The 11,853-nt window shown below is 68.6% G+C and carries 9 protein-coding genes and 3 tRNA genes; 4 read left to right on the top strand and 8 right to left on the bottom strand.

The annotated features are described in order from the left end of the window. The 3 genes from tuf to VK923_14235 all read right to left on the bottom strand — a co-directional run. Window positions 1-1,026: elongation factor Tu (tuf, locus tag VK923_14245; GenBank protein HSJ45835.1), on the bottom strand; the 1,026-nt coding region annotated here is incomplete at its 3' end. A 102-nt stretch (window positions 1,027-1,128) separates the two neighbouring features. After that, window positions 1,129-1,200, bottom strand: a tRNA-Met gene (locus VK923_14240). Between the two features lie 72 nt (window positions 1,201-1,272). Then, a tRNA-Thr gene (locus VK923_14235) sits at window positions 1,273-1,345 on the bottom strand. A 56-nt stretch (window positions 1,346-1,401) separates the two neighbouring features. Here VK923_14235 and VK923_14230 point away from each other — a divergent pair. The 4 genes from VK923_14230 (at window position 1,402) to VK923_14215 (ending at window position 4,204) form a co-directional block, all read left to right on the top strand. Then, complete coding sequence (locus tag VK923_14230; protein HSJ45834.1) at window positions 1,402-1,887, top strand: PH domain-containing protein; 486 nt, start codon at window positions 1,402-1,404, stop codon at window positions 1,885-1,887. Further along, window positions 1,880-3,442 carry a PH domain-containing protein gene (locus tag VK923_14225; GenBank protein ID HSJ45833.1) on the top strand — a complete coding sequence of 521 codons (1,563 nt, stop codon included), beginning with the start codon at window positions 1,880-1,882 and terminating at the stop codon, window positions 3,440-3,442. Before VK923_14230 ends, VK923_14225 begins: the two co-directional genes overlap by 8 nt. Before the next feature lie 54 nt (window positions 3,443-3,496). Continuing rightward, a tRNA-Tyr gene (locus VK923_14220) sits at window positions 3,497-3,578 on the top strand. Window positions 3,579-3,715: 137 nt separating this feature from the next. Continuing rightward, a complete protein-coding gene (locus tag VK923_14215; protein HSJ45832.1) occupies window positions 3,716-4,204 on the top strand; it encodes a YajQ family cyclic di-GMP-binding protein in 489 nt (162 codons plus the stop codon). Window positions 4,205-4,506: 302 nt separating this feature from the next. Here VK923_14215 and VK923_14210 read toward each other — a convergent pair whose 3' ends face one another. From VK923_14210 to nuoL, 5 genes are all read right to left on the bottom strand, one after another. Beyond that, window positions 4,507-4,977, bottom strand: coding sequence for a GNAT family protein (locus tag VK923_14210; GenBank protein ID HSJ45831.1), 471 nt, complete (start codon window positions 4,975-4,977; stop codon window positions 4,507-4,509). 105 nt (window positions 4,978-5,082) lie between these two features. Then, window positions 5,083-5,964 (bottom strand): M48 family metalloprotease, encoded by an 882-nt coding sequence (locus VK923_14205; protein ID HSJ45830.1) that lies wholly within the window; start codon window positions 5,962-5,964, stop codon window positions 5,083-5,085. A 286-nt stretch (window positions 5,965-6,250) separates the two neighbouring features. After that, window positions 6,251-7,735, bottom strand: coding sequence for an NADH-quinone oxidoreductase subunit N (locus tag VK923_14200; protein HSJ45829.1), 1,485 nt, complete (start codon window positions 7,733-7,735; stop codon window positions 6,251-6,253). A gap of 118 nt (window positions 7,736-7,853) precedes the next feature. Beyond that, on the bottom strand, window positions 7,854-9,386 hold the full coding sequence (locus tag VK923_14195) for an NADH-quinone oxidoreductase subunit M (GenBank protein ID HSJ45828.1): 1,533 nt from the start codon (window positions 9,384-9,386) through the stop codon (window positions 7,854-7,856). Window positions 9,387-9,509: 123 nt separating this feature from the next. After that, the gene (gene nuoL / locus VK923_14190; GenBank protein ID HSJ45827.1) at window positions 9,510-11,678 is read right to left on the bottom strand and encodes an NADH-quinone oxidoreductase subunit L; all 2,169 of its coding nucleotides are present in this window, start codon (window positions 11,676-11,678) and stop codon (window positions 9,510-9,512) included. Window positions 11,679-11,853 lie beyond the last annotated feature (175 nt).

The raw sequence follows: 11,853 nt of genomic DNA, 5'->3' as shown, positions 1-11,853 counted from the left end.
GCTGCCCGTCACGTCCGTCGTCCGGAAGTAGAACTGCGGCCGGTAGTTGTTGAAGAACGGCGTATGCCGGCCACCCTCGTCCTTGCCCAGGACATACACCTGGGCCTCGAACCTGGTGTGCGGGGTGATCGACCCGGGCTGTGCCAGGACCTGCCCACGCTCGACCTCGTCCTTCTTCGTCCCGCGCAGCAGCACACCGATGTTGTCACCCGCACGCCCCTCGTCGAGCAGCTTGCGGAACATCTCCACACCCGTGACCGTCGTCTTCGTCGTGTCACGGATCCCGACGATCTCGACAGTGTCGCCGACCTTGACGATCCCCTGCTCCACGCGGCCCGTCACCACGGTCCCGCGTCCGGTGATCGAGAACACGTCCTCGACCGGCATCAGGTACGGCTTGTCGACGTCACGGTCGGGCTGTGGGATGTAGTCGTCGACGGCCGCCATCAGGTCGAGCACCGACTGCTCCCATTCCTCCTCGCCGTTGAGCGCACCCAGCGCGCTGCCGGTGATGACCGGGATGTCGTCGCCGGGGAACTCATAGGTGGACAGCAGCTCGCGGACCTCGAGCTCGACGAGCTCGAGCAGCTCCTCGTCGTCGACCATGTCGGCCTTGTTGAGGAACACCACGATCGACGGCACGCCGACCTGGCGGGCGAGCAGGACGTGCTCCCGCGTCTGCGGCATCGGGCCGTCGGCGGCGGACACGACCAGGATCGCGCCGTCCATCTGCGCAGCGCCGGTGATCATGTTCTTGACGTAGTCCGCGTGACCGGGGCAGTCGACGTGCGCGTAGTGACGGTTCTCCGTCTCGTACTCGACGTGCGCGACCGAGATCGTGATGCCGCGCGCCTTCTCCTCCGGCGCCTTGTCGATCTGCTCGAAGGGCGTGAACGACACATTCGGGTTGTGCTTGTGCAGCACGTTGGTGATGGCCGCCGTCAGCGTCGTCTTGCCGTGGTCGATGTGGCCAATGGTGCCGATGTTCGCATGCGGCTTGGTCCGCTCGAACTTGCTCTTGGCCATGACAGCGTCCCTTCAACGTCTGTTGCTTGTGGGTGTATGGCGGATGCGCAGCGATCATACGTGCTCGTGACCTACCGCGGTTGCCACTCGAGGTCGGTCTCGTAGCGGCGGGTGGACTCGAACCACCGACACAGCGATTATGAGCCGCTTGCTCTACCTCTGAGCTACGCCGCCGGGAGGACCTGCACATCCGGGTCGTCGGCCCGGTGGGCGGCGTCGCGATCCGCGTGCCACCGTGCCAGGCCGAGCCCCCCAACGGAATCGAACCGTTGACCTTCTCCTTACCATGGAGACGCTCTGCCGACTGAGCTAGGGGGGCGGATGGAACGACAGTATGAAGGTCCCCATCAGGCGCCGCAACCTGCGCGGAGTGTGATGACAGCGCCGCACGACGACGCCACCGTCGCCCTGCGTCCGCTGGATCCGCGCGTCCGTCTGCTGTGGTGGACGGCCAGCGCACTGGTGCTGGTGATCGTGCTGCTCGCAGCCCTGGCGGCCGGCCTCCTGCTGAACGACGGCTGGGGTGGACTGCCCGCCCTGGTGGTGTTCGTGTTCGGCACGCCGCTCGCCGTCGTCATGCCCTGGCTACGCTACCGTCGGTGGCGGTTCGCCTTGCGGGACGACGACCTGTGGATCCGCCGGGGCGTCATCTGGCGCAGCACCAGCGTCATCCCCTACACCCGGCTGCAGTTCGTCGACACCACGCAGGGACCGCTGGACCGCATGTTCGGTCTGGCGCAGCTGATCGTCCACACCGCCGCACCGGGGACCTCCGGCCAACTGCCGGGCCTGGCGTCTGACGAGGCCGAGGCCCTGCGTGAGCGCCTGGCCCACGTGCGGACCTCGGCACGCGATGTCTGACGATGCGCCGGCCACGGGACCGACGACCACCGACGACGCGGCCGGGTCTCCCGAGGCACCCGGGCTCGGCGGCCGTCTGCACCCGAGCGTCATCGCCGTGTGGCTCCTGCGCAGCCTGGGCGCGCTCGCTGTTGTCGTGATCGCCTCGAACACCATCGAGCGCACCTTCGGACTGATCGTCCTCGTCCTGGTCGGGGTCGGCGCGTGGGTGCGATGGCTGCGCTTCACCTGGAGGATCGAGCCCGGGCAGCTCGTCATCGAGCGCGGCCTGTTCCAGCGTCGGCGGCGGGTGATCCCCGTCGCGCGCATCCAGGCGGTCCAGACCGTGCGCAAGATCCAGCACCGCGCGTTTGGGGTCGTCGGCCTGCGCGTCGAGGCCATCGGCGGGTCCGAGACCGAGGGCCAGCTCGACGCTCTCGACGTCGAGCTCGCTCGGCGCGTCCAGCACGCGCTGCTCCAGCGCGCCGACCACCCCACCACGGCCATGGCGACGCCTTCCGGGGTGGACGGCTCCCCCGCCCATGCCGCCGTCGCCGACACCCCACCCGGGACGGTGCTCGCCCACTGCTCACCGCGCCACCTGCTGCTCGCGGGGCTGACCGGCGGGCGGGTCGGCGTCGCCGCCGCGATCATCGGCGTGGCCCAGCAGGCGTTCGGCGAGCAGCTGACCGAGGCGGCGCTGTCCGCGCCCGAGCGGCTCGGGCTGATCGCGGCACTCGGGCTCGCCGTGCTCGGGATCGTGGTGGCCTTCGTGCTGTCGGTGCTGGCGACCGCGGTCGTCTACTGGGACTTCACCGTCCGCCGCGACCGCGAGCTGCTGCGCGTTCACCGGGGGGTGCTCGACGAGCGCCGCGACACGGTGCCGATCGCGAGGGTGCAGAGCCTGACCGTCGAGCAGAACGTGCTGCGGCGGGCGTTGGGCCTGGCCGCGGTGAAGATGGTCATCGCCGGCCGGGCGGGTGACGACGCCGACATGACGAGCACGCTGCTGCCGATCGGCAGCCGCGACGAGGCACTGCGGCTCGTCGGCGAGCTGCTCGACATCGCCGACGTCGACGCGGTGACGCTGACGCCGATGCCACGGGGTGCCCGCGACCGGCGCCTGGTACGCGCGGCGCTCGCGACAGTCGTCGTGACGGGCGCCACGCTGGTCCCGGTCGGGTGGCCCCTCGGCCTGGTCGGCCTCTCGACCGCGGCGCTCGTCGTGCCGGCCGCTCTGGCGTCCTATCGCGCGCTGGGGTGGGCCACGCACGGCGACGCGGTCGTCGCGCGATCCGGATGGCTCGTCCAGCGCCTCAGCGTCACGCCTGCGGCCGCGCTGCAGAGCGTCCGGCTGACGAGCTCACCGTTCCAGCGCCGGCGGCAGCTCGCCACCCTCCGGCTCGAGATCGCGCGGTCCCGCGGTGCCCGCGACCCCCGGCTGCTCGACCTCGCCGCGAACGATGGTTCGACCCTGCTGCGCCGCCTGGCCACGGCGTCCGTGCCCGGCAGGATGGCCACTGCCGACCCCGACGGTCGTGGCGGCGGCGGATCGCAGCTCCGCACGGGCGCGTGACCCCCGCGATCCGGGTTGCAGACGAGGGCGACGACGACCTAGGCTTCCGGCCTGGGTGGGATGCCCGAGTGGCCAAAGGGACCTGGCTGTAAACCAGGCGGCTCAGCCTTCGAAGGTTCGAATCCTTCTCCCACCACGTACCGACGTGCCGCCGGTGGATCCTCCGCCTGGACGTGGCACGCCCGTCTGAGGAGCAGATCGCACCGCTGCACGTGCGACCGTGCGACGGCCGCCGTGGAGGCACCCAACCCGCGAGGACCGAGGAGTCAGCGCATGGCCGACAACAGCTTCGACGTGGTGGCCGAGGTCGACCGCCAGGAGGTCGACAACGCGGTCAACCAGGCGGCCAAGGAGATCGCTCAGCGCTACGACTTCAAGAACACCGGCGCGACCGTCGCGTGGTCGGGCGAGGGCATCGTGGTCGGCGCGAACTCCGAGGAGCGCGTCATGGCCGCTCTCGATGTCCTGAAGTCGAAGCTGGTGAGACGCAAGGTCAGCCTGAAGGCGCTGGAGTACGACGAGCCGAAGCCCGGCTCGCGCGGCAACTACCGCCTCGAGATCGGCCTCGTCAACGGCATCCCGACCGACAAGGCCAAGGCGATGGTCAAGCAGATCAAGGCCTCGAAGCTGAAGGTCACGCCCGCGATCCAGGGCGATCAGCTGCGGATCTCGTCGAAGTCGCGCGACGCGCTCCAGGAGGTGCAGGCGCTGCTGCGCGCCAACGACCAGGATCTGCCCTTGCGCTTCACCAACTACAAGTGAGCACGTTCGCGATGTCATGACCGGGCCATGGCGGTGCGCTCACCCTGCACGACCGATGGCGGTGGTGGCAGCGCGTCGCGCTGACGGCGTCGACCGTCGCCGCGCTGGGGCCGCTCGTCGCGCTCCCGCGCTGGCGCCCGGTCGTCGCCGGCATCACGGCGCACATGGACGACGCGGTGGCAGCCACTCCTGGTTCGCGGCCGTCGCGCACTGCGATGACCGGCCGGGCGTGCGGCGAACCCGCCAGGTGATCGGCTGGCGCGGCCCTTCGGCGCCGTCCCGGGAGCGATCGTGGTCGGGCGTCACCCACGCACCCGACCGGGCGCGTCAGCGAGGTCCTCGGCCAGCAGGTCCATCAGCAGGGAGTCGTGCCATGTGCCGTCCGCCGCGCGCTCGCGGCGGCGCGCGATGCCGATCGGCCTGAAGCCGACAGCCTCGTAGCAGCGGATCGCGGGTGCGTTCGCCGCTGACGGGTCGATCTCGATCCGGTGGTGGCCACGTTCACCGATCAGCCACGTCGCTAAGGTCCGCACGACCTCGCGACCGTATCCGTGGCCGTGCGCGTCGGTCACCAGGAACAGATCGATCGACGCGCTGCGGTAGCCCGGGTCGTCCTCCTCACCCCACTGCGCGTAGCCGATGGGCCGGCCGCCGGACTCGATGATGTATGGCGCGACCTCGTCGTCGTCGAGCAGCCCGTCGATCCAGGCGGCGCCGTCGCCGGTGTCCCAGTGGACCGCGGCGGCCGGCTCGAGACCGCGGTCTTCAGCCACGGCAGGTCCGCTGCGACGACCGGGCGCAGCACGACCCGGTCTCCCCGGATCGGGCTGCGCGCGGTCAACGGTGCGCCGACTGCGGTGTTCGTCCGCCCCCGACGGTCAGGCGATCTGCCCCATCCGGCGGGCGATCGACTCGAGGTTGCGCACCCGGTCCTCGGTCCTGGGGTGCGAGCGGAAGAGGTTGCTCATGCCACCGCGAACCAGCCCACCGAACGGCGCCGAGATGTACAGCGAGCTGAACGCCGACGTCGGTTGCTCGGCCGGCGTGCCACCGACGCCCTGGCGTGCCAGCTGCCTACCGGCCGCCTCGAGCTTGCGCAGCGCGCTGGCGAGCGCCAACGGGTTGCCGGAAAGCTCCGCGCCGCTGGTGTCGGCCTGGACCTCGCGGCTGCGCGTCACGGCGAGCTGCAGGATGATCGCGGCGATCGGTGCCAGGAAGATCATGGCCAGGCTGGCGATCGGGTTGTCGCGGCCGTCGCGACCACCACCGAAGAAGAACCCGAAGCGCGCGACGAACGTGATCGCCGTCGCGATGGTCGCCGCGACGCTGCCGATCAGGATGTCGCGGTTGTAGACGTGCGACAGCTCGTGGGCCAGCACGGCCTCCATCTCGTCGCGGTCGAGGATGTCGATGAGCCCCTTGTTCACGCACACGGCCGCGTTCTGGGGGTTGCGCCCGGTCGCGAACGCGTTGGGCTGCGGCGACGGCGAGACATACAGCCGTGGCATCGGCTGGTTCGCCTTCTGCACCAGCTTGCTGACCAGCTCGTGGTACCAGGGGTACTGCTGCGGGCTGGCCGGCTCGGCGCGGGCCATCCTGAGCGCGAGCTTGTCGGAGAACCAGTAGCTGCCGATGTTCATCGCCAGCGCAAGACCCAGCGCGATGATGAGCCCAGTCTGATCGAAGAACGTCTGACCGAGGAACAGCAGCAGGCCCGACAGTGCAGCCAGCAGCACACCAGTCTTGAGTGACTTGAACATCGTCCCGTCAGCTTCTCTGCGGATCCAGCCGCTCGCCGGACTCCGGCTGACCCTCCAACCACAACCGTAGCCAATGCGGTCACCCTTGGCGTCGACGAACCCCCACGGCGCCGTCAAGCCGGGGTAAAGGCTCACCCATCCGACCGTGGCAACGCGCACCGGCACCCCGGCACCAACTGCCACACGCATCCGACCGTGGCAGCGCGCATCGGCACCCCGGCACCAACTGCCACACGCATCGCCGGTAGACGGAGACCCACCTGGGCACGCGTGACGGTGGCCGAGGTCAGCCGGACGCGGCGACGATCACCGTCGACAGTTCGGCGGCGCGGGCGAACAGGTCGAAGGCGAAGAACGCGCCGACAGTCAGGACCGTCAGACCGACGGCTGCGACGTTCAACGCAAGGCCGGGCTGCAGCTCGGCGTCCGACACGGGCTCGTCCATCCACATCGTCCGCAGGATCTTGAGGTAGTAGAACATCGCGATCACCGAGTTGACCACGACGGCGGACGCCAGGAAGACGCCGAAGCCCGTCTCGGCCACGACCGCGGCGCGGAACACGAAGAACTTCGCCCAGAAGCCGACCAGCAGCGGGAGGCCGCCCAGCGACAGCAGTGCCATCGTCAGTGCCAACGCCATGGCGGGCGAGCGCTGCCCCAGGCCGGCGTAGTCGGTCAGTTCGCGCGTTGGGTCGCCGCGGGTCACGGCGGTGACGACCGCGAACGCCCCCATGTTCATGATCCCGTAGGCCAGCAGGTACAGCAGCACCGCCGCGAACGCGGTGCGGTTGAGGTCGGTCGCGCCGGCGCTGACCACCGCGAACGGCACGAGCATGTAGCCGGCGTGGCCGATTGACGAGTACGCGAGCAGGCGCACGATGTTCGTCTGCGACATGGCGGTCAGGTTGCCGACCGTCATCGTCACGACCGCGATGATGCCCAGGGGCACCGCCCAGACGTCGGCGACCGGCTCGAACGCCACGAAGCAGACCTGCAGCAGGCCCGCGAAGCCCGCAGCCTTGCTGGCCACCGACAGGAACGCGGTCACGGGCACCGGGGCGCCCTCATAGGTGTCGGGCGCCCAGAAGTGGAAAGGCACGGCCGAGACCTTGAAGCCGAACCCGACGATCACGAACAGGATGCTCGCGTTGAGCAGCGGGATGTCCGGCAGCTGGCGCAGCCGCTCGGCGACGCCGACGAGGTCGGTCGTGCCGGTGAAGCCGTACACGATCGACAGGCCGTAGAGCAGGACGGCGACCGACAGCACACCGATCAGGAAGAACTTCATCGCGCCCTCGTTGGAGCGCAGGTCGAACTTGCGCAGCCCCGCCATGACGAAGCCGGGCACGCTGACCAGCTCCAGCGCGATGAAGATCATCACCAGATCACGCGCCGAGGTCATGAGCATGCAGCCGAGGAACGCGCTGAGCAGGAGGAAGTAGTACTCGCCCTGGTAGGTCCGGAACTCGGAGAAGTAACGGTACGAGATGAACAACACGACCAGGGCCACCGACAAGAAGAAGCCCTTGAGCAGCAACGCGTAGGTGTCGACCACGAACATGCTGCCGAAGGCGGCCCGGTCGCCGCCCGACAGCGCCAGCGCAATCACGAACGCCAGGCCGATGAGGACGGCGATGACGCCGATCGCGTTGACCTGACGCTTGCGATCGGAGGGGATGAACAGCTCGATCAGCAGCACCAGCAGCGCTCCCGTCAACACCGACAGCTCGGGTGCCAGCGCGAACAGGTCGACCGTGGTCACGTCTGTCATGTGTCCTACCGCTTCGCTGTCTGAGGACTGGTCATGTGTCCTACCGCTTCGCTGTCTGAGGACTCGTCATGTGTCCTACCGCTTCGCTGTCTGAGGACTGGTCATCGCCGGCGGTTTCCTAGACGAACACCTGCATGATGCGGTTGACGTCGGAGTCGGTGATGCCGGTCACCAACACCGGCAGCACGCCCAGCAGCCCGGTCATGATGAGCAACGGCAGCCAGGCGCCCAGCTCGAGCGGCGAGACGTCGGGCAGCGACGCATCCTCCCACTTGTCGGGCGCCTGTCCCATCATCACGCGCTGCATCATCCACAGGAAGTAGCCGGCGGTCAGCACGGTCCCGAGCGCACCCAGCACCATCAGCACCCGGTACAGCCCGAGGTAGGGCTCCAGCACCGGGGCCGGCGAGAACGCGGCGAGCAGCGCCAGTATCTCGCCCCAGAAGCCCGCGAGCCCGGGCAGCCCCAGGCTGGCGATCGCCACGAACGCGAAGATCGCACCCATCCGCGGCATCGTCTGGAACATCCCCCCGCCGATCTCGGCGATCTCGCGGGTGTGGTAGCGCTCCTTGATGCTGCCGGCCACGAAGAACAACATCCCGGTGATCACGCCGTGGGCGACCATGCCGAAGACGGCGGCGTTGATCCCGAGCGGCGTCAGCGTCGAGATGCCCAGCATCACGAAGCCCATGTGCCCGACCGAGCTGAAGGCGATGAGGCGCTTGAGGTCACGCTGCGCCAGGCAGCACAGCGCGCCGTACAGGATCGCGATCACGCTCAGCACGGCAATGATCGGCGCGTACGCCACGGCGCCGTCCGGCAGGATCGGCAGTGCGATCCGCACGAACCCGTAGGTCCCCATCTTCAGCAGGATGCCGGCCAGCAGCACGCTGCCGATTGTCGGGGCCTCGGTGTGCGCGTCGGGGAGCCAGGTGTGGAACGGCCACATCGGCACCTTGATCGCAAAGCCCAGGAAGACGCCGGTGAACGCGAGCACCTGGAACTCCCGGGTGAACGCACCAGCGGCCGCGAGGTCCGTCAACGCGACGATGTCGAAGGTGCGATCGGCCTCCGGCAGTGTGAAGTAGATCGCGAGGAACGCCACGAGCATGAAGACGCTGCCGAACAGCGTGTACAGGAAGAACTTGATCGCGGCGTAGATGCGGTTGGGCCCACCCCAGATCCCGATCATGAAGTACATCGGGACCAGCACGAGCTCCCAGAAGATGAAGAACAGGACCAGATCGAAGGCGATGAACGTGCCGGCCATGCCGGTCTGCAGCACGAGCATCAGCGCCAGGAACGCCCTGGGCTTGCCGGGATCTTCGATGTAGCTGTAGGCGTAGACGCTGCACAGGAACGTCAGCAGGTAGCTCAGGGCGAACAGCGGCAGGCTGATGCCGTCGATCGCGACGTGGTAGTTGGCGCCGATGACCGACAGCCACGAGGTGTCGGCCACGAACTGCAGGCCGCGCGCGCCGAAGTCGTAGCCGGCGAGGATCAGCAGCGACAGCGCAAAGCCGATCGCCGACACGATCAGTGCAACGGGCCGCGCGCTCTCCTCCCGCTCCTTGGGGATCAGCGCGATGATCGCCGCGCCGACGAGCGGCAGGAACACCGTGATGGTGAGCGCTGAGCTTTCCCAACTCATGTGGCTTCGTTCCCTTTCCGTGACCTACCGCTGTCGCTGCTTGAGGTTGTCCGTGCCTACCGCTGGTTGCTGCTTGGGTCTGTCGTGTCGTCGATGCCGGTGGGACCGGTTCCCCGGCGGCCGTCAGGCGACCGCGAAGACGATGGCGAGCACCGCCACGCCGGTGAACATGGCGCCGGCGTAGAGTTGCACGTTGCCGCTCTGAGCCAACCGGACCTTCGCCGACGACCACATCGTCGACAGCCCCAGGCCGTTGATTCCGGCGTCGATGCCCTTCTGGTCGCCGATGTCGTAGACGTACCGTGCCAGACGGTTCACGGCGACGCCGACGCCGTAGACGGTCCGGTCGATGACTTGCTGATTGCTCCAGTACGCGGCGGCGGCCAACTTGTCGCGGATGGCCGTGCGCACGATCAGGTCGGTGTACAGGTCGTCCAGGTAGTACTTGCGCTCGAGCGCGCGTGTGGCCACGCCCATGTTCAGCAGCGGGTCACGCTCGAGCGACGGCGCCTCGCGGTACCACACGGTCCCCAGGCCGACGGCGCCGAGAGCCAACAACGTCGAGACGCCGGCGACCAGGATGTTGAACTCGGCCGGGTGCGCGAGGAAGTACTCGGTCGAGAACATCGTCCATGCGGCGAACCCGCGCTCGTGGAGCCCCGGGAACGGCAGGTTGACGAACCCGATCACCGCGGCCGGCACGGCCAGTGCGACCAGGGGCCAGGTCATCGTGGTCGGGCTCTCGTGCGGGTGGCCGTGTCCCCGGTACTCCCCGCCGAACACCAGCCACAGCGTCCGGGTCATGTACAGGGCCGTCACGAATCCGCCCACGGCCCCGAGGATCGTGACCAGGTTCCCGGTGTAGCCACGGGCATCGAACGCGGCGACCAGCACCTCGTCCTTCGACCAGAACCCGGCCAGCGGCGGGATCGCCATGAGCGCCAGCGACCCGATCACGAACGTGGCGTACGTGTAGGGCATGGACTTCCGCAGGCCGCCCATGTCGCTCATGTTGTTGGAGTGCACGGCGTGGATCAACGACCCGGCGCCGAGGAACAGCAGGGCCTTGAAGAACCCGTGGGTGAACAGGTGGAAGATGCCCGCGGTGTAGCTGAACGCCAGGCCCGCGATCATGTAGCCCAGCTGCGACACGGTCGAGTAGGCCAGCACGCGCTTGACGTCGTCCTGCACGAGCGCCAGCAGACCGGCGGAGAGCAACGTGATCGCACCGATGACGGCGATCACGCCCTGGGCGGTCGCCGACTCCTGGAAGATCGGGTAGAGCCGGGCGATCAGGAACACGCCGGCCGTCACCATGGTCGCGGCGTGGATGAGCGCACTGACCGGCGTCGGGCCGGACATCGCGTCGGGCAGCCAGGTGTGCAGTGGGAACTGCGCCGACTTGCCGATCGCGCCGATGAACATGGCGACGAGCGCGAACGTCAGCAGGCCGCTGTCCAGCGCGGCGCCGCCGGCCTGCGTGCCTTCGCCGACCATCGCGATGATCTCGCCGATGTTGAACGTGCGGAACATTGCCCACAGCGTGACGACGCCGACGACCAGGCCGACGTCGCCGAACTTCGTGGTAAGGAACGCCTTGATCGCGGCGTCGGAGTTGACCTTCTCCTCCCACCAGAAGCCGATGAGCAGGAACGAGCAGACCCCGACCAGCTCCCATCCGACGAGCAACAGCATCATGTTGTTGGTGATGACAAGGAGCAGCATCGACATCGTGAAGATGCTGAGCATCGTGTAGAACCACGTGAAGCGCGAGTCACCCTCCATGTAGCCCAGCGAGTAGATCTGGACCATGAGGCTGACGAAGGTGACCAACAGGAACATCATCGCGGTGAGCCCGTCGACGCGGATGCCGGCGTCGAACGGTGCCTGCTCCATGCCGGTGATGTCCGTGCCGGCCTCGTAGAGGAACGCCCCGGTCCCGGCCGCCAGCTCGACGGCACCCTCGGCCTGATCCTCCGCGGTGGCGATCAGCGCGTCGGTTGTCGAGGCGACCTCGACGCCGGCGGCGGCCTGGCCCTCCTCTGCCGCCCCCTCCCTGCCGTGCTCCTCCTCGGTGCCGGTGCCCTCCCCGTGGTGGGCCTCGGCCGCCAGAGTGGCGTCGACGTTGGCGGAGAACACCTCGGCCGCGACACCGATCGCGATCAGGAAGGCCAGGCCGACCGCGGCGATGCCGACCAACGCGCCGCCCTTGGCCAGCCGTCTGCCGACCAGCCAGATGATCAGCGCAGACACCGCGGGCAGCACTGGGACGAGCCACGCGTACTGCGCCATGCGTCAGACTCCTTCCTGCGCCGGCACCGGTGACGGTGCGGTCGTGGGGTGGGCGGTGAGCATCGGCGGCACGGCGGCGTGACGCCGCGCGGTCGCGGCGCGCATCAGTACTTCATCAGGTCGGCTTCGTCGATGTTCACCGACGCCCGGTTGCGGTACAGCAGAAGCACGATCG

The sequence above is a fragment of the Euzebyales bacterium genome (assembly GCA_035461305.1).
Taxonomy (GTDB): domain Bacteria; phylum Actinomycetota; class Nitriliruptoria; order Euzebyales; family JAHELV01; genus JAHELV01.
This window is presented reverse-complemented; position numbering and strand designations above follow the sequence as displayed.

Excerpts from the sequence above, each read along its gene's own strand:
- VK923_14215 (HSJ45832.1), top strand. The coding sequence starts at position 3,716 with ATGGCCGACAACAGCTTCGACGTGGTGGCCGAGGTCGACCGCCAGGAG.
- VK923_14205 (HSJ45830.1), bottom strand. The coding sequence starts at position 5,964 with ATGTTCAAGTCACTCAAGACTGGTGTGCTGCTGGCTGCACTGTCGGGC.
- VK923_14230 (HSJ45834.1), top strand. The coding sequence starts at position 1,402 with ATGACAGCGCCGCACGACGACGCCACCGTCGCCCTGCGTCCGCTGGAT.
- VK923_14200 (HSJ45829.1), bottom strand. The coding sequence starts at position 7,735 with ATGACAGACGTGACCACGGTCGACCTGTTCGCGCTGGCACCCGAGCTG.
- nuoL (HSJ45827.1), bottom strand. The coding sequence starts at position 11,678 with ATGGCGCAGTACGCGTGGCTCGTCCCAGTGCTGCCCGCGGTGTCTGCG.
- VK923_14225 (HSJ45833.1), top strand. The coding sequence starts at position 1,880 with ATGTCTGACGATGCGCCGGCCACGGGACCGACGACCACCGACGACGCG.
- VK923_14195 (HSJ45828.1), bottom strand. The coding sequence starts at position 9,386 with ATGAGTTGGGAAAGCTCAGCGCTCACCATCACGGTGTTCCTGCCGCTC.